Annotated in this window: 18 protein-coding genes; 6 read left to right on the top strand and 12 right to left on the bottom strand. The window is 66.6% G+C overall.

What is annotated here, in order from left to right:
* Nucleotides 1-7: 7 nt before the first annotated feature.
* The 3 genes from AWC18_RS03640 to AWC18_RS03630 all read right to left on the bottom strand — a co-directional run bounded on the left by AWC18_RS03640 (nucleotide 8) and on the right by AWC18_RS03630 (nucleotide 2,677).
* A complete protein-coding gene (locus AWC18_RS03640) occupies nucleotides 8-808 on the bottom strand; it encodes a DUF6498-containing protein (protein WP_420093303.1) in 801 nt (266 codons plus the stop codon).
* 95 nt (nucleotides 809-903) lie between these two features.
* A complete protein-coding gene (locus AWC18_RS03635) occupies nucleotides 904-1,827 on the bottom strand; it encodes an NAD(P)H-dependent flavin oxidoreductase (protein ID WP_064998253.1) in 924 nt (307 codons plus the stop codon).
* Nucleotides 1,828-1,876: 49 nt separating this feature from the next.
* A complete protein-coding gene (locus AWC18_RS03630; RefSeq protein WP_085137680.1) occupies nucleotides 1,877-2,677 on the bottom strand; it encodes an alpha/beta fold hydrolase in 801 nt (266 codons plus the stop codon).
* 222 nt (nucleotides 2,678-2,899) lie between these two features.
* Here AWC18_RS03630 and AWC18_RS03625 point away from each other — a divergent pair, with 222 nt between their 5' ends.
* Nucleotides 2,900-3,328, top strand: coding sequence for a cellulose-binding domain-containing protein (locus AWC18_RS03625; RefSeq protein ID WP_064998255.1), 429 nt, complete (start codon nucleotides 2,900-2,902; stop codon nucleotides 3,326-3,328).
* Nucleotides 3,329-3,351: 23 nt separating this feature from the next.
* Here the strand turns inward: AWC18_RS03625 and AWC18_RS03620 are convergent, their stop codons facing one another.
* The 3 genes from AWC18_RS03620 to AWC18_RS03610 form a co-directional block, all read right to left on the bottom strand.
* The gene (locus AWC18_RS03620; protein WP_064998256.1) at nucleotides 3,352-4,602 is read right to left on the bottom strand and encodes an HNH endonuclease signature motif containing protein; all 1,251 of its coding nucleotides are present in this window, start codon (nucleotides 4,600-4,602) and stop codon (nucleotides 3,352-3,354) included.
* Nucleotides 4,603-4,671: 69 nt separating this feature from the next.
* The gene (locus AWC18_RS03615) at nucleotides 4,672-6,048 is read right to left on the bottom strand and encodes an NtaA/DmoA family FMN-dependent monooxygenase (protein WP_085137678.1); all 1,377 of its coding nucleotides are present in this window, start codon (nucleotides 6,046-6,048) and stop codon (nucleotides 4,672-4,674) included.
* 12 nt (nucleotides 6,049-6,060) lie between these two features.
* On the bottom strand, nucleotides 6,061-7,263 hold the full coding sequence (locus AWC18_RS03610; protein ID WP_085137676.1) for an LLM class flavin-dependent oxidoreductase: 1,203 nt from the start codon (nucleotides 7,261-7,263) through the stop codon (nucleotides 6,061-6,063).
* Between the two features lie 356 nt (nucleotides 7,264-7,619).
* Here AWC18_RS03610 and AWC18_RS03605 point away from each other — a divergent pair, with 356 nt between their 5' ends.
* Together AWC18_RS03605 and AWC18_RS03600 are read left to right on the top strand one after the other, a co-directional pair.
* Nucleotides 7,620-8,729 (top strand): LLM class flavin-dependent oxidoreductase, encoded by a 1,110-nt coding sequence (locus AWC18_RS03605; protein WP_064999445.1) that lies wholly within the window; start codon nucleotides 7,620-7,622, stop codon nucleotides 8,727-8,729.
* Nucleotides 8,730-8,909: 180 nt separating this feature from the next.
* Entirely contained in the window at nucleotides 8,910-9,830 is a 921-nt protein-coding gene (locus tag AWC18_RS03600) for an aromatic alcohol reductase (RefSeq protein ID WP_085137674.1), read from the top strand.
* A gap of 121 nt (nucleotides 9,831-9,951) precedes the next feature.
* On the opposite strand, the gene AWC18_RS03595 is transcribed toward AWC18_RS03600, so the two are convergent.
* Nucleotides 9,952-10,974, bottom strand: coding sequence for an LLM class flavin-dependent oxidoreductase (locus AWC18_RS03595; RefSeq protein WP_064999439.1), 1,023 nt, complete (start codon nucleotides 10,972-10,974; stop codon nucleotides 9,952-9,954).
* Between the two features lie 68 nt (nucleotides 10,975-11,042).
* Here AWC18_RS03595 and AWC18_RS03590 point away from each other — a divergent pair, with 68 nt between their 5' ends.
* Nucleotides 11,043-11,555: an SRPBCC family protein gene (locus AWC18_RS03590; protein ID WP_085137672.1), complete on the top strand. Its 513-nt coding sequence runs from the start codon at nucleotides 11,043-11,045 to the stop codon at nucleotides 11,553-11,555.
* Nucleotides 11,556-11,595: 40 nt separating this feature from the next.
* The gene (locus AWC18_RS03585) at nucleotides 11,596-12,138 is read left to right on the top strand and encodes a TetR/AcrR family transcriptional regulator (protein WP_208858315.1); all 543 of its coding nucleotides are present in this window, start codon (nucleotides 11,596-11,598) and stop codon (nucleotides 12,136-12,138) included.
* A gap of 53 nt (nucleotides 12,139-12,191) precedes the next feature.
* Here AWC18_RS03585 and AWC18_RS03580 read toward each other — a convergent pair whose 3' ends face one another.
* Nucleotides 12,192-13,076, bottom strand: coding sequence for an alpha/beta hydrolase (locus tag AWC18_RS03580; protein ID WP_165757970.1), 885 nt, complete (start codon nucleotides 13,074-13,076; stop codon nucleotides 12,192-12,194).
* A 156-nt stretch (nucleotides 13,077-13,232) separates the two neighbouring features.
* Here AWC18_RS03580 and AWC18_RS20980 point away from each other — a divergent pair, with 156 nt between their 5' ends.
* On the top strand, nucleotides 13,233-13,379 hold the full coding sequence (locus AWC18_RS20980; protein ID WP_109559979.1) for a hypothetical protein: 147 nt from the start codon (nucleotides 13,233-13,235) through the stop codon (nucleotides 13,377-13,379).
* 43 nt (nucleotides 13,380-13,422) lie between these two features.
* On the opposite strand, the gene AWC18_RS03575 is transcribed toward AWC18_RS20980, so the two are convergent.
* The 4 genes from AWC18_RS03575 to AWC18_RS03560 form a co-directional block, all read right to left on the bottom strand.
* Nucleotides 13,423-15,099 carry a GMC family oxidoreductase gene (locus AWC18_RS03575; RefSeq protein ID WP_109559982.1) on the bottom strand — a complete coding sequence of 559 codons (1,677 nt, stop codon included), beginning with the start codon at nucleotides 15,097-15,099 and terminating at the stop codon, nucleotides 13,423-13,425.
* Nucleotides 15,100-15,205: 106 nt separating this feature from the next.
* Entirely contained in the window at nucleotides 15,206-15,643 is a 438-nt protein-coding gene (locus AWC18_RS03570) for an MOSC domain-containing protein (protein ID WP_085137664.1), read from the bottom strand.
* An 84-nt stretch (nucleotides 15,644-15,727) separates the two neighbouring features.
* A complete protein-coding gene (locus tag AWC18_RS03565) occupies nucleotides 15,728-15,937 on the bottom strand; it encodes a hypothetical protein (RefSeq protein ID WP_085137663.1) in 210 nt (69 codons plus the stop codon).
* Between the two features lie 243 nt (nucleotides 15,938-16,180).
* Nucleotides 16,181-16,732, bottom strand: coding sequence for a YaeQ family protein (locus AWC18_RS03560; protein WP_085137662.1), 552 nt, complete (start codon nucleotides 16,730-16,732; stop codon nucleotides 16,181-16,183).
* Nucleotides 16,733-16,960: the final 228 nt, after the last annotated feature.

Below are 16,960 nucleotides of genomic sequence, written 5' to 3'. Positions count from 1 at the left end.
CGATGAGCTAGGGTCTTGCGGCCTTCCAGGGCTGTTCGTTGCGCCGTTGCCGTTGACGTTCGTTGGCCTGGTCCTTGACCCAGTAGTCCTCGAACCGCTCTCCGGGATGCACGTTGGGGAGTCGATTCATCAGGTTGCTGAGTCTGCGCGGTGGTGTCGCCGGCTCCCACTGGGGAAGCACAGAACTGAGTGCGGCAAGGCTCTTCAGCACGACGAAGACCGTGAACAGTGCCCCGGGTGCGTCCGTCGCGGCGATCGCGGCGAATCCGAGCAGCAGCGTCATATGCACGACCATGATGCGACCCAGGCCGACGTTGGCAACGCACTCGAGATCTCGGAAAGACCACCGGCGCAGATTGACCAGATCGGTGAGGAACTCCATCGCCAGGAACGCCAAGACGCCCAGGCAGCCCCATCCGACACTGCGCCAGTCCAGATCGATCATCGCAAGCTCCGGCGCACGGTTGTGGATCAACAGCCCGAGGATGACCGCTAGGAAGACTCCGTGGGCTGCGCAGAACGCCAGGCTGATGAGGGCGAAGCCGCTCAAAAACGTCGAATTGGAGCTACCGCGGGTTCCCGGGCCCTGGTAGCGGAAGTGGCCGTACTTGGGGTTCAGGCGTTGGTGCAGGGCGATGCGGGCGATCACCAGCAGGCACATGGTGACGTTCTCGAACCAGTACACCACCACGGTCGTGGCGCCTGACCAATGCTGGCCGAACCAGCCGAACGCGGGGACAGCGATGACGCCGAGCACGGCGAACAGGTGCAGGGGCGACAGCGGCGAGCGGCGCCACGACTCCTGCACATCGGGCGCCGATTCAGGCGGGGTCACGCGTCCCATCCGACTCTGGCGAACCATTGCATGATCATGAACGTTCGGAGCTCATCTGCGGGTCGGGTTCACAAACTTTCGGCTCGCGATCGTGCGCCGTCCAGCACCGCTTCGATCTCGCCCCAGGTGCGGCGAATGATCTCGGCGACCGGCAGCAGATCGACGATCCGGGATGACACCTGGCCGGTGTTGGCGACGCTGGCCTCCATGTCGCCGTCGAAGTACAGCTCGGTGATCTTTCCCAGCAGCTGCGAATCCGGGTCGTGTGCAGCGACCCGGGCGGCCAGGCCGGTCCGCAGCACCCGCATGGTCGGATTACCGGGGATGTCGAGAAGTACTGTGCCGGAATCGTTTGCGGCCACAATCGCGTCTTTGAAGTTCGCGTGCACCGCGGATTCGTGACTGGCCAACATCCGGGTGCCCATCTGCACGCCCTCGGCGCCCAACACCAGTGACGCCGCAGCCGAGCGTGCATCGCAGATGCCACCGGCCGCGATGATCGGCAGGTCGACGTTCTCGGCGACCAGCGGCAGCAGCACCATGGTTGAGGCGCCCAGCAGTGACTTGAAACCGCCGCCTTCCACCCCTTCGACCACCAGCGCATCGACACCGGCGTCGGCGGCCTTGCGTGCGCCCTTGAGTGAGCCGACGACGTGGACCACTGTCATGCCGGCATCGTGCAGCTGTGTGGTGAACAGGGCCGGGTCGCCGGCGGAGGTGAAGACATGGCGTACGCCGGCGTGCGCCAGTGTGTCGACAATCGACGGGTCGTTCTTCCAGCCCTGAATCATGAGGTTGGCCGCCACCGGTTTGTCGGTGAGATCGCGCACCCGCTGCAGATCGGCACGCCCTTCGGGGGTCAGGGTCTCGATCACGCCGAGCCCACCGGCCTCGGACACCGCAGCAGCCAGTTCGGCGCGCGCGATGTAGGTCATCGGGGCCTGCACGACGGGGTAGGCAACCCCGAGCAGGGATTGGATGCGGTTGGCCACGGCCTATTCAAGCACCCGCGCAGGCCATGACGCGGGCGCCGTCGGTCTACTAGGAGGCCTCGGCCCGCGCGGTGGGCGCGCTGCCCTCCAGCAGGACTCGGGCGACGAGCTCGGGGTCGTCGGCCATCGGGACATGGCCGCACCCGGGCAGCCGGAGGTGGCGGGCCTGGGGGAGTCGCCGTTCGGCGATCCGCGCCTGGTAGGGCAGCAGAATCCGGTCACGTGCGGCCCAGGCGACGGTCACCGGGATGTCCGCGGGGATCTCCCGGTTGAAGACTTCGGCGGCCGGGAAGATCTTCTTCATGGCCGGGATGGCCCGTCGCATGCCGTTGAGGTCGGCCAGGAACTCCTCGGCCGGGATCCGCTCGGGGTGGGCTGACACGATTCCGCCCATCAGGCGCCGCCCCAGCGGTGAGCGGGCGAGTCTGGGCGCCACGGGCGCCAGCAGGCGGGCGCCGGTGGTCAGTACGCCGAAGACCGTGCGGATGTAGGCGAAGTCGAGGGCGTTGTGCCAGTAGGCCGCGGGGGACAGCACGGTGGCGCTCGCGACCAGATTGTCCGCGGCGGCCTCCAATGCGATCCGGCCGCCCAGCGAGTTACCGGCGATGTGCGGGCGCTCGATCCCCACGTGATCCAAGAGGCCGAGCAGTTCGTCACGCAGGGATCCCTGTACATCACCGTTGCGGACCACCAGGTCAGGAGATTCGCCGTGGCCGGGCAGATCGAACAGCACGACGGTGCGGTGATCGGTCAGGTGCTCGAGCACCGGATACCAGGCCTGCCTGCGGTGAGTGATGCCGTGGACCAGCGCCAAGGGCTCACCGGTTCCATGAATCTCGTACTTCAGCATGTCGGTGCTCCCTTGTCACGGACGGTGCCCTCGCTCCTGGGCAACGGTAACCCCTGCGGGCGGACCGCAGGCAAACTGATTGGCCGTGTAGGGGTAGCCCGTCGCGGTGGGCGCTAACCCTCCCGGCTGACGTCACGTGTCGGTTTCAGTTGGGCAAAGGTCCTGCAGGCCACCCGGCACGACGGGGTCGACACCGCCCGTTCGGTCTTAGTGTTGGTTGCTATGGCCGTATTCCGCAGTCACGTGAAACGCTGGTGCACAGCGTTTCACGTTGCCGTGGCCGCAGCCATGGTTGTGGTCCTCGGATTCGCCACCACCGCCGTGGCTCACGCGGCCGCCGCCACCGCGACGCTGTCGGTGACCTCGACATGGCAGACCGGCTTCATCGCTCGCTTCACGATCACCAACTGGAGCGCGTCGCCGATGACCGATTGGCGGCTTGAGTTCGACCTACCGGCGAATGAGTCCATCTCGCACGCCTGGAACAGCAACTTCGGCCGATCTGGCACGCACTATGTTCTGGCTCCGGCGAACTGGAATCGGATCATCGCGCCAGGAGGTACCGCCACCGGGGGTTTCCGGGGAGTGATATCCGGGATCTATTCACCGCCGGTGAACTGCATGCTCAACAGGCAGCTGCGCTGCATGTAGGGACGTGCGCTGCCGCAGTCGATCTAGTTGGTGGCCGGCGGTGCTTGGGGTTGGAAGGGTTGGTACCACCACCATTGGGCGCGTTCCCCGGTGGGTCCGGGGCAGGGAGCGACTTCCGGTGGTGGGCCCGTGGGTGGGCGGGCCAGCGAGCCCGAGTGCAGTGGTTTACCGCCGTTGTCGCTGACAGTGAGCTGGCCGGCCGGGCCGGTGATGGTGATGAGGCCCCGGTGGTGCAGGCGGTGGTGGTAGGGGCAGACCAGCACCAGGTTGTCCGGGTCGGTGGCGCCGCCGTCTTCCCAGTGCCGGATGTGGTGGGCGTGCAGGCCGCGGGTGGCTCCGCACCCGGGGACAGCGCAGGTCCGGTGTCGGTTCTCGAGCACACGGCGGAGCCGACGGCTGATCGTGCGGGTCGAGCGGCCGCAGCCGATCACCTCGCCGTCGCGCTCGAACCACACTTCGGCCGTCGCGTCACAGCTCAGGTACTGCCGTTCGGACTCTGGCAGCAGCGGCCCCAGATGTAGCGTGCCGATCTGCTGTTCGACATCGACGTGCACCACCACGGTGGTGCGTTGCCCGTGGGGCCGGCGATGCACCTCGGCGTCCCAGCCGGACTCGACCAGGCGCAGGAACGCATCGATCTGTGTCGGCATCGGCGGCTGCTGGTCGGGTTTGGTGTTGTTGTTCTCGCGGTCGTGTTTCCACTCGGCGATCAGGGCATCGCGATGCGACTGCAGCGCGGCGTCGAATGTCGCTGATTCGGTGTGGGGCAGGGCGATGCGCCAGATGTCGAGCTCGGCGTTGGAGGTCTTGGTGATCGCCGGCTGCGGTTCGGGCCGGGGCTCGGGTTCGGGTCGTGGTTCGAGTTTGACCGCGGTGCGCAGTTGGTTGACGGTGGCGACTCCGGCCAATTGGGCGTAGTGCTCATCGGAGCCGTCGGCTGCCCGTTCGGCGATCACGCCGACCTGATCGAGGGAGAAGCGGCCCTCCCGCATGCCTTCGGCGCAGCGGGGGAACGAGTCGAGTCGGTGCGCCACCGTTGCGATGGTGTGGGCGTTGCCCGGTGACACCCCGGTCTTCCAGGCCACCAGCGCGGCGATCGACCTTGCCCCGGTGGAACCCCACAGCTCGTCGCGTTCGATCTCCGCGGTGATCTCGACGATGCGCCCGTCGATCGCGTTGCGCTGGCCGGTCAACTCCGCCAACTCCTCGAACAGCACGTCAAGGCGGGCGTCACCACGCGCTGCGACGCTGGTCACCGGTGCCATCGAGGTCATAGCCACAGCATGGCAGGAGGGTCTGACAAGTTCGGGCGGCGAAAACCGCACCGGCGGCGGGAAGCCCGATCAGGAGGCGACGCTGCTCGCGGCGGCACCGGACTGCAGGGGAGCCAGACCGAGGTGATCGCGCAGCGTGGTGCCCTGATAGTCGCTGCGGAACACGCCCCGCTCCTGCAGCAGGGGCACGACCTCGTCGACGAATGGACCAAGACCGTCCGGAGTGATGTGCGGGACCAGGATGAATCCATCGCTGGCATCGGCTTGGACCAGTTCATTGATTCTGGCAGCGACGGTCTCCGGGGAGCCGATGAAGTTCTGCCTGCCGGTGACCTCGATGATCAGCTCACGGGTCGTCAGGTTCTGCGCCTGCGCCTTGGCGCGCCAATCGTTGGCGGTCGCGACCGGATCGCGAAACATCCGGACGCTGGCCCGGCCTCGGGCGACGACGTTTTCGCCCACCACCGGGTCGGTGGTGGGCAGTGGTCCGTCCGGGTCGTGATCGGACAGGTCTCGGTTCCACAGTTGTTCGAGGAACTTGATGGCCGTCTGCGGTGAGACCTGAGCCAACCGCACCTCCTGGGCGAGTTCCGCCGCCTCGGCGTCGGAGTCGCCGAGGATGAAGGTGGCTGCGGGCAGGATGAGTAACTCGTCGTGGCGGCGTCCGTACTTGGCGAGCCGTCCCTTGACGTCGGCGTAGAACGCCTGACCCGCTTCCAGCGTGCTGTGCCGGGAGAAGATCGCGTCGGCGTCGGCGGCTGCGAATTCGCGGCCCTCGTCGGAGTCGCCCGCCTGGAATATCACCGGCCTTCCCTGAGGGCTGCGGGGCACGTTGAACTGTCCGGCGATATCGAAGAATTCGTCACGGTGCGCGAACTCACCGGGCGCGGAGTTGGCCAGGAACACACCCGATTCCTTGTCGGCCACGATCTCGTCGCCGTGCCAGGAGTCGAAGAGCACCTGCGCGGCGCGCAGGAAGCTGCGGGCCCTGTCGTAGCGCTGGTGTTCGGGGAGGTAGCCGCCGCGGCGGAAGTTCTCCCCGGTGAACGCATCCCAGGAGGTGACCACATTCCACGCCGCCCGCCCATCGGACAGGTGGTCGAGGCTGGCGAATTGTCGTGCGACTTCGTAGGGTTCGTTGAAGGTCGAGTTGATGGTGCCCGCCAAGCCGAGATGTTCGGTGACCGCGGCCAGTGCTGCCAGCACGGTGAAGGTATCGGGTCTGCCCACGACGTCGAGGTCGTAGATCTGGTCGTTCTGCTCGCGCAGCCGCAGGCCCTCCGCGAGGAACAGGAAGTCGAATTTGCCGCGTTCGGCGGTCTGCGCGAACCTCACGAACGAGTCGAACTCGATGTGGCTGCCGGCTGCCGGGTCGCTCCACACGGTGGTGTTGTTGACGCCGGGGAAGTGCGCGGCGAGGTGAATCTGCTTGATGGGCTTGCTCATAGGAGATCCTGGTCAGACTGTCGCGTAGCGGTTGGCGGGGCGTTCGAAACCGAGCGTTTCGCGTAACGTCGGTGCTGAGTACTCGGTCCTGAACAGACCCCGTCGCTGAAGTTCGGGCACCAGAGCGCCGGTGATCTGGGTCAGATCGTGCGGCAGGACCGCCGGACGTAGCCGGAATCCGGCCAGACCCGCGGTGTGCCATTGGTGGAGCAGATCAGCCAGTTCAGCCGGTGTGCCGGTGAAGATCCGGGCATCACTGGCCCATTCGGCGCCCGCCCGTTCGTCGAGTCGGCGCCGTCGTTCCTGCGCCCGGCAGGTCGTATCGTCCAGGAACACCACGAGGTCGCCGAACAGAAGAACATCGTCAGCGCGCTGCACGGTTCGCCGCGCCGCAGCCACCTGCTGCGCGATCAAGGCGACATCGGTGACCTCGCGGGGGGTCACGAATCCGACATCGGCGGTGCGGGCGATCAGCCGGTAGTCGTCGGCGCCGTGGTCGAGCGCGGCGACGATCGGTTGGCCCTGCGGCGGCCGGGGAGTGATCGACGGTCCCTTGACCGAGAACCACCGGCCTTCGAAATCGATGTAGTGCAGCTTGTCCCGGTCGATGAAACGACCGGTGGTCACGTCGCGGATCTCGGCGTCGTCCTCCCAGCTGTCCCACAGACGGCGCAACACCTCGACGTAGTCGGCCGTCTCATCGAAGTGCGCGAGGATCTCTGATCGGAATCGCGGGTCGCGCAGCGATCGGGATGTCAATGGGGTGATCTCCCGACGGCCGAAGTGTGCGGCCGCGTCGGCTCGGCCCGCGATCTGCACCCGCACCCCGGCGCGGCCAGCACTGACGTAGTCGAGGGTGGCGATCGCCTTGGAGAGGTGAAACGGCTCGCTGTGGGTGGTCGTGATCGTGGGGACCAGCCCTAACCCGGCGGTCCGCGGGGCGACCCTGGCCGCAATGAGGACTGCGTCAAGACGGCCGCGGACCCGGTCGACACGTCGATCGGGAGCGAACCTGTCATCGGACTGCAGTGTGAAACCGTCTTCGATGGTGACGAAGTCCAGCAGCCCGCGCTGGGCTTCGGCGACGAGGGCGGCCCAATAGCGGGCTGTGAAGAGGTCTTCAGGCCTGGCGTCGGGCTCTCGCCATGCACTGGGATGCCAGCCGGCACCCTCGAGCGCGACGGCCAAATGAATCGATGTGGACGGTTCGGACATGAGGTTAGGCTTTCGTCGGTCGGCGGGGAGGAAAGAAGCCGAAGCGGCGACGTTGCCCTTGCGGTTAAGACCGTCGCCGCTTACGACAACAGCACCAGGTGCCAACGGCGGAACGCATAATCAGGTCCTCACGGTTGCGACACGGGCAGGTGTCCGGCCCGTGCCCACTGTAACCCAGTTGCGGCAGCGTCCATTCCCGCAAGACCGGAGCCGAAACTTCAAGCGTGGTGATTGTTCTCCCGCGGCACTTTCACTCAGTATGATCTGAAATAGGTTGTGCTGCATAGGACGTCCCCCGCACCGTCAGCGAGGCGATCGGAATCGGAGGCGATGTGCGCCGCCCGTTATCGTGAGCTATGACGCCGCTGACAGTGCTCGACCTGGTCCCGATCTCCTCGGGTTCCAGCGCGGCGCAGGCGGTCCGCAACAGCATCGATCTGGCCCGCCACGCCGAACGTCTGGGCTATGCCCGCTATTGGTTCGCCGAGCACCACCTCAATCCGGGAGTGGCGGGCACGTCTCCCGCGGTGATGCTCGCGGCGATCGCTCCCCACACCTCGACGATCCGGCTGGGCTCGGGCGCGCTGCAGATGGGGCACCGGACAGCGTTGTCGGCGGTCGAAGAATTCGGTCTTCTGGACGCGCTGTACCCCGGCCGCTTCGACCTGGGACTGGGGCGTTCCGGCGGCCGTCCGGCGCCAACAGGCGCCAGAACCGATTCGGTCGTGGATGGCTATGCGCCCAATGGATTACGTATTCCGGCTCAGTTCGACTATTCGGCGATGCTGAAATCGCCGCGGATCGCACTGCAGAAGGAGTTGCTCACGCAGCCGGGCGCCGAACCGCAGAATTACACCGAACAGGTCGGGGATGTTCTGGCGCTGATCGCCGATACCTACCGCGCCGCCAACGGTGAGAGCGCGCATGTGGTTCCGGGTGCCGGTGCGGACTTGCAGGTGTGGATCCTCGGCAGCAGCGGCGGCGAGAGCGCACTGGTCGCGGGGAAGAATGGCTTGCGGTTCGCCGCCAACTACCATGTGGCCCCCGCCGGAGTACTCGAGGCGGCCGAGGGGTACCGCGCCGCGTTCGCCCCGTCCGCCGACTTGAGCGAGCCGTATCTGAGCATTTCAGCAGATGTCGTGGTCGCCGATGACGAGTCGACCGCCCGCGAGCTGGCCGCCGGGTACGGGCTGTGGGTGCGCAGCATCCGCACCGCAGAGGGCGCGATACCTTTTCCGACCCCAGACGAGGCGCGCCGGCACGTCTGGACCGATGCCGACCGGGCACTGGTGGCCGACCGCCTCGAAACGCAGTTCGTCGGTACCGCGGTCCAGGTCGCGGATCAGCTTGAACAGTTGCGTGACGCGACCGGCGCCGACGAGCTGATCATCACGACCATCACGCACGATCACCGCGACCGTGTGCGGTCCTATCAGCTGCTCGCCGAAGAATGGGCTCGGCGATAGCGAGCGCCTCGCTGACCTTGGCCAGTCTGCCCTCGGAGGCGACCTGTGTGCCGCATTACCTGGCGTCGCGTTCCTGACTGATCGGCATGGCACAACCTCCACGGTGGGGAATTCTGCGCCGCAACGGGTCGTTGTGGCGATCGTCCGTATTCGCCAACTGATCAGCGCCACGGAGGAACTATGGCGTCAGAGCAATCAGATCGGGGAGAGATCCTCGTCATCGGAGCCGGTGAACTCGGCGGGGCCGTCGTGAACGCACTGACTCTTCGAGACGACGCGCCGCCGGTGACGGTGCTGCTGCGGCCATCGAACACCCCGCGGCATGCCCAACTGCGGGATGAGTTCGCTGCCCGCGGTGTCGGAATCGTCGAGGCCGACGTGGCGACGGCGCCTGCGGCTGAGCTCTCGAGGGTTCTCAGACGGTTCCACACGGTAGTGAGCTGCATCGGTTTCGCGGCGGGGCCGGGAACCCAACGCAAGATCACCGAAGCGGTACTGGCGGCGCGGGTTCCGCGATACCTCCCGTGGCAGTTCGGCGTCGACTACGACGCCATCGGACGTGGCAGTCCCCACGACCTGTTCGACGAACAGCTCGACGTGCGCGACATGCTGCGTGCCCAGAGCGCCACCGAATGGGTGATCGTGTCGACCGGCATGTTCACCAGCTTCCTCTTCGAGCCCGACTTCGGCGTCGTCGACCTCACCACCAATACCGTTAACGCGCTGGGCAGTTGGGACACCGAAGTCACCGTCACCACGCCTGAGGACATCGGCCTACTCACCGCGGAGATCATCCAGACCCGCCCACGTATCGCGAACCAGGTCGTCTACGTCGCCGGCGACACGATCACCTACCGCGAACTTGCCGAGATCGTCGGACGGACCAGGGGAGCCCCGGTCATCCACAATGAATGGACTGTCGAGCAGCTACTGGCCGACCTCCACCGAAACCCCGACGACGGGATGCGGAAGTACCGTGCGGTGTTCGCCCAGGGCAGAGGCGTCGCGTGGCCGAAGGCCGGTACGTTCAACGCCGTCCGCGGCATCCCCACCACGACCACCGAAGAGTGGGCGCGCGAACACCTCAGCACGAAAGGTTAAACCGGCATCGTTCGAATGGAACTCGCTAGCCACGGTGTCGACGTCACTGCGCTGCCCGTGGGATTCATGGACACCGGCATGACGGCCAACATCGAGGCACCTGAGGCGGATGGCCGGTCCCTCATGTGGTTGCCGCGGCCACAAGCACTTCCAGCGCGGCGATCCGCTCTTCGACGGTGCCCGCTACCTTGGCAAGCAGGGTACCTACGCCGGCGTCGCGGTAGGCCCGCACACGCTGGGTGATCCGTTCACGGTCGCCGATGATGTTGGTGAGTCCGCCGAGTTCCAGCGGGACCGCGGCGCGGGCGGCGGCCTTGTCGCCCTGCTGCCACAGGCGAGCCACCTCGTCGACCTGCTCGGCGAATCCGAGGCGGCTGAAGGCCTGGTTGTAGAAGTTCTCCTTGCCGGCGCCCATCGCTCCGATCGTGAACGCATAGCCGGCCGCATGCTCGCGAATCAGTTCATCGGTGCGGGCCTGATCCTCGGTGACCTCCAGCGCGACGGGGGCCACCAGGTCCAGCGCTGCCAGGTCGCGGCCTGAGCGTGCCGCTCCCTCCGCCAGTGGCTGGGTGAACACCTCGGACAGCTCCGGGATGAAGGCATTGCCCAGCCAGCCGTCGGCGAGTTCACCGGTGAGGCGCAGGTTTGCCGGCCCCATTGCGGCGACGTAGATGGGCAGCTCGGCAGGGAGCAGCGCCGGAACCAGTGCGGCGCCGCGACTGTCGGGGAGCGGCAGGCGATACTCCTTACCTTCGTACTGCAGCCGATCGCCCCTGGCGACCATCCTGACGATGTCGATGGTCTCCCGTGTTCGCTGCACCGGGTGCTCGAACTTCACGCCATACCAGCCCTCCATGACGCGGGGGCCCGAGACGCCGATCCCCAGAGTGAAGCGGCCGCCGGAGAGCTGCTGCAGACTCAGGGCCGATCCGGCCAGCATCGCCGGCGTGCGCGAGCCCAGCTGTACGACGAAGGTGCCCAGCCGGATCGAGGTGGTGCGGGCGGCCAGATACGACAGGCCGGTCAGGGCGTCGTAGCCCCATGTCTCCGGTGCCCACAAGGAGTCGACGCCGATGTGTTCTGCGGCCTGCGCGAACTCCACAGCGCTGGGCTCCTGCGGCTGGACCGCGACCCCGACTCGCATGCTTGCCCCTTTCCGTGGCAGTTGACCTAGAGTATGTTTCCAACCATAGTTTTGGGAAGGGGACGTCGATGCGCTACCGGGATACGCCGATCGTTCAGGAGTCCGCGGTGATCGCCGCTGACCCGCAGCGCGTCTGGGAGCTCGTCACCGATGTGACTCTGCCGGTGCGCTTCTCGCCCGAGCTGGCCGCCGTGGAGTGGATCGAGGGTGACACGGTGGCGGTAGGGAATCGGTTTCGTGGCCGCAACAGCCACGCTGCCCTCGGCGAGTGGAGCACCGAATCGGTGGTCGTGGAGGTCGAGGAGGGGCGCCGCTGGGTCTGGGACGTGTCCGGTGCCGAGGGCCAACCGACCGCGTCTTGGGGCTTCGAAGTCGAAGCCGTCCGCGACGGAACGCTGGTGCGTCAGTGGGGCCGGATGGGTCCGGGCCGTTCAGGTTTGAGCTTGGCCATCGACCGGATGCCCGAAAAGGAGGGTCGGATCATCGACAATCGGCTGGCCGAATGGCGCGTGGGGCTCAAGGCGAATCTGCGCGGGATCGCTGAGCTGTGCGGCAGCGATGATTCGGGCACGGCCGGCTAGATCCCTTCCGATGCCGCCGCGCGGAGAGACACGGCGCCGCATGTTGGATGCGGCGATCGTGGTGATGCGCGAACGCGGCGCAGCGGGGCTTTCCATCGACGAAGTGCTGGCCCGCAGCGGGTGCCCACGCGGATCGGTGTACCACCACTTTCCGGGTGGACGGGCCGAGCTGCAGCGCCAAACGCTCGAATACGCCGGGGACGCCTACGCCGGAATGATCGCGCGCGCGGCCGCCAAAGGGGGATCTGCGGCCGTGATCAGCCGGGTGATTGCGTTCTGGACCACGGTGCTGACCGAGAGCGATTTCCGGGCCGGTTGTCCCGTGGCGGCCGCGGCGGTGAATCCCGCTGTGGGGGAAGATGAGTTGGCCGGCCGCGCCGCCGAGATCTACCTGGTCTGGCGAGATGCCGTGGCGGCAGCCTACCTAGCCGAGGGCGCCACCGCTGAGCGCGCCGAAGTGTTGGCGAACACCGCTATGTCCACGTTGCATGGTGCGATCACCCTGTGCCGGATCACTCGTAGCCTGGGGCCGCTGGAATCCGTGGCGGGATCGCTTCGGGCGCTGGGTGCTTCTGGGGCGTAGTCTTCGTGACCGCCGTCTCGAGGCGGTTGAGTGGGCCGGCGTTCACCGCTGGCTCAGGGCAGAGCTGAACCGACGAACGACGATATCTGCCGTCTTGCTTCTTTGGATTCCGGAGTCGGCAAGAGAATGAAACCGTGAAATCCGCCTGCTACTTCGATGAGCCTGGCGTCTACACCGGCAGCGCGCATACGGGTCGAGACGGCGCGAGAGTCATCCAGTAAGCAGTCGTGGGTGCCGACGACGATCAGGGTGGGAGGAAAGTCCTCAAATGAGCCGTAGAGCGGGGACACGAGAGGCATCCTCAAGTCATAGTCACCGGCGTAGGCGACGGCGCTGCGCGAGAGACCCTCGTGGGACAGCAGATCTCGGTCTTCGTTCCGGATAAAGCTGTCGGAACTGTTGGTCAGGTCCGCCCACGGAAACATCGTCACCAGAGCCTTCGGCGCGTCACCGCCCCGGTCGAGCAATCGCCGTACCAGTGACATGGCCAGTCCACCTCCGGCAGACTCCCCGATAATGACCGTGGGCCGGTCACGGGCCACCTCCGAATACACCGCCCACACATCATCGAGTGCCGCGGGGAACGGATGCTCTGGCGCAAGTCGGTAATCGACACTCACCAGTTCCGCACCGCTGGACCGGGCCACCCCGCTGTGGGCACGGGCCACCAGAGAGCTACCGGCAACGAATGCCCCGCCGTGTACGTGGAAGATCAGCCCTGCGTTCGCCCGGGCGGGGCGGAACCATCGGACGGGCACGCCCGCCACCGTCGTGGTGCTCTCCTGGACGCCGCGCGCCCGTCGTTGGCGGGACTCCATCGAGTGGGTGATCTTGCGCGTTCTGTTCACGTCGTGCGCCCCGCCTGCGCGCGATGCCGCCCACAGGATGAGCGACTGCAGAGCGACCAGCCGTCGGCTGGGGCGATGCGACTTGGGCACAGGCCTTCTCCTTCGGTTCACCACGAGCATGGGTGTGTGCCACCGGCAGGCCGACCGTCAGCATCGCCGCCTCATCGGTGCTGGCCAGATGCACTTCGTGTATGCGGTGAGCCTACGGTTCGCCTCATGCCGGCCGGGCGGGGGAGAATCGCTGTTATGTCGGCTGTGCTCTGGATCATCGTTGCCGTGTTTGCCATCGGGACGATCGCCGGCGGGCTGCTGCGCATGCAGGCGTGGTTGCGCCGGCCGGTACCGCCGGAAGTGATCGAGGCCGCGCACCGCGACGACGCCGAGGACGATTGACGGTTGCTCAGGAGCTGCTGCGAAGACACCGCTGCATGCCGACTCATTCCAGTATCGCCCGTGCGGCGCGCTCTGCGATCAACATGACCGGCGCGTTGGTGTTTCCCGACGTGATGGTGGGCATCGCCGATGCGTCGACCACCCGAAGCCCGGCCACGCCATAGACGCGGCAGTCGGTGTCGAGCACCGTGGTGGCCGACGTGGGCCGGCCACGTCCGTCAAAGGTGCCCATAGCGCAGGTCCCCACCGGGTGAAAGATGGTGGTCCCCAGTTCGCGAGCTGCCGTCTGCAGGTCTTCGTCGCTCACCACCTGTGGGCCGGGCAACACCTCCTGCGGGCAGTGGCGGGCCAGGGCCGGCGCCGCCATGATCTGCCGGGTCATCCGCAGGCCGCGCACGGCAATGTCCCGATCCTGCTGTGTAGAAAGGTAATTGGCGAAGATCTTCGGGCTGCTCAGCGGATTCGAATCGGCCAGTCGCACGTGGCCGCGGGAGGTGGGACGCAGATTGCAGACCGAGGGAGTGATGGCTGAGTAGGGGTGCAGCGGTTCGCCGAACTTCGGCAGCGACAGGGGCTGCACATGCCATTCCAGATCAGGGCTGTCCAGCGAAGGATCGCTCTTGGCGAACGCCCCCAGGGTGGACGGCGGCATGGTCAGGGGACCTGATCGAAAAAGCAGGTACTGGGTTGCCATGCCCGCGCGGGTGATCCAATTGCGATACAGCGTGTTGAGCGTTCGCGCACCCCGGACGCGGTAGATCGTTCGAAGCTGAAGATGGTCCTGGAGGTTCTGGCCCACCCCGGGAAGATCGACGACCACCGGCACGTGATGCTGGGCGAGCAACCCGGCCGGGCCCAGACCCGAAAGCTGCATCAGGTGAGGCGAGCCAATGGCTCCAGCACTCAGGATCACCTCTTTGCGGGCTCGGACGTCGATGGTCTGGCCGTCTTTGAGCAGCCGCAGGCCGGTGGCTCGGTGGCGCGCCGTGGTCCAGGCGCCCTGACGCTGCGCCGGGAGAACCTGATCGTCGGTGTGTAGCCGCAGGGCCTGGGTGTGCGTATAGACGGTGAGATTGGGGCGGTGAGCGACCGGGTGCAGGAAGGCGTCGGCCATCGACCACCGCCGGCCCCGCCGTTGATTGACATGGAAATATGCGCTGCCGCAGTTGTCGCCCCGGTTGAACTCGTCGATCGGCGCGATGCCCAATTCGGCGGCGGCGGCCTGCCAGGTGTCCAGGATCTGCCAGCGCACCCGCGGCCGCTCGACTCGGATCTCACCGTCGGCGCCATGCCAGTCGTCGGCGCCGCCGAAGTAGTTCTCCAATTCCTTGAATATCTGCAGGGTCTGGCCCGGACGGTCTGGGCCACCCCAAAGCCAGCGCTGGTCACCGGTAGCCTGCGCCCACAGTTCGTAATCGCTTGCCTGCCCGCGCATGTGGATCATGGCGTTGATCGACGAGCAGCCGCCGATCACGCGCCCCCGTGCGTAGAGGATGCTGCGCCCGGCGAGGCCGGGATCGGCCTCCGTCGCAAAGCACCAGTCGGTTCGGGGGTTGGCGATGGTGTACAGGTAGCCCGCCGGTACCTTGATCCAGAACCAATCGTCCTTACCGCCGGCCTCGATCAAGAGCACTCGGTGTCGTGGGTTGGCGCTGAGTCGGTTGGCCAGCAGACAACCCGCGCTGCCGGCCCCCACGATGATGAAGTCGAATTCGGCCACAGGGCTTTCTTCCGGCACCATTCCTCCATTGCCGCGGGGATGCACGTCTCAGTGTGCGCGATGACGGTCCGAAGCGGGCGCTGATGCCGCGGCACTGTGTCGCCGGTCATTCGGCGCTCAGAAGTTCCACCTCATCGCCGACGTGTATGGGGCCGGAGGTCAGGATCCGGAAGGCCGTCCCACCGCGCCGATGCATCGCCCTGGCCGCGCCGGGGGCAATCCAGTCATCCAACAGCCGACACGGCGCGGGGATCCGCACCACCTCGAGTTCGACATCACCGATGCGGACTCTGTCCCCGGGGCGGGTGGGGATATCACCGCCGTCCACGGTCAGGTTCCGCCGTGTTGCGCCGGAGTCGATGGCATGGCCGAGGTCGGCCGCCGCGAGATCCAGCAGTTCACGCGATTGCACGGTGACGTGTCGGTGCCTGGCGCCGTGATACCTGTCGCCGATCAGACCCTTGCCGGCCTCGGCGTCGACCGCAGGAACTGACCGGTTCGGCACTTTCCGGCCGGGCGCGATGTGGATGGAGACTATCCGCATGGAGCGTCAGTCTAGGTCTCGGGGTACCCGGACGGTGAAAGCTGCTGGTATGCAATGTGTCAGGGGAGAGGCGTCGACCCCTGGTTACGCGATGCTGCTGAAAATCGCCCCGACCAGCCCGCCCAGGATGAGTATTCCCACTATCACCGAGGCGTAGATCGTGCGGCGTCGTCGGTGTTGGCGGGCGCTGTCGATCGCCACCGCGATGCTGACGAGCATCAACGCTGCATAGGCCGACAGTCCCACTGTCAGCGTCGCGGCTTCTGCGGCGCTGGCCAGAGTCGCTTCGTGCATGCGGTGAGCCTACGGGGCACACCGCTGACCCCAGTGCCGCGGCCCGGGGTGGCACGGGCGCGGTCCCGGCTCCGGCGGCGAGTCGGGTTCACGGTCGTGGACCGGTTGTCGGCCGAGATGATGCACCGCACCGGATTGAGCAAACTGCTCACACTCGCCAGGTGAGGGCGCCCGGTTCACATCCTGCATGCGTCTTCACTGATTCGCGCGCGGGGGAGCGCAGCACCCCGGGGCTTTCGAGGTTTACCCCAATGGCTCGGGCGTGAAGGTGACGTCGACATCGCCCACCGTCATCGTCACCTGGCCTTCCATCACCATGACCTGCGCCGAGACCCGTCGGTCGACAGTCTGAGCCAGTTGCTGCACCGGCGCATGCGGTACCTGTACCACGGACAGGTTCGGCAGCCCAGCCACTTTCGGTCCCACGGTGCGCCACCAGGTAGCCGTACTGGCGGCGAACGGGAACAGCACCACCTGGTCGGCTTGGCCGGCCGCCTTGCCCAAGGCGCGTTCATCTGGTTGGCCGACGCTGATCCATTCCAGAGTCCGGCCCGTGTAGTCGGAGAGCCGCAAGTCCGGTGCGCCAGGGGCAGACAGGCCCGCGCCGAACGCCAACTCGCCGTCGACGTCGCTGAGGCGGTGCGCGCGCAGCCCAAACGCCAACAACCGAACCAGCATCCGCTCATCAGTCTCACTGGGATGACGGGCCACGGTCAGCGTGTGATCGGCGTAGTAACCGTGGTCGATATCGGAGACGCCGAGTTCGACCTTGAATACCGTTGCAGAAAGGGCCACGCCCTAGTGTCCACCCAGCCGGGGGAGCTTGAGCAGCGAGGCCGCTTCTGGTGCTACCCCAGGTATCTGCGGCCAGAGAGGTGATCCGGGCGCAGCCGTCATCGGTGTCGGCAGAGCCGTTTCAAGGGGTCGGGAACCGGTGTTGGCTCTCCTAGACGGTATGGGTGACCGTCGGCGTTGAGCTGGGGGTTGCGGGCCGGGGCCCCACTCACCCATGTTCGTGGGTTA

The sequence above is a fragment of the Mycolicibacter nonchromogenicus genome (assembly GCF_002101775.1).
Taxonomy (GTDB): Bacteria; Actinomycetota; Actinomycetes; order Mycobacteriales; family Mycobacteriaceae; genus Mycobacterium; species Mycobacterium nonchromogenicum.
The sequence above is the reverse complement of the archived record's forward strand: the minus strand, read 5'-3'. Positions and strand labels throughout refer to the sequence as shown.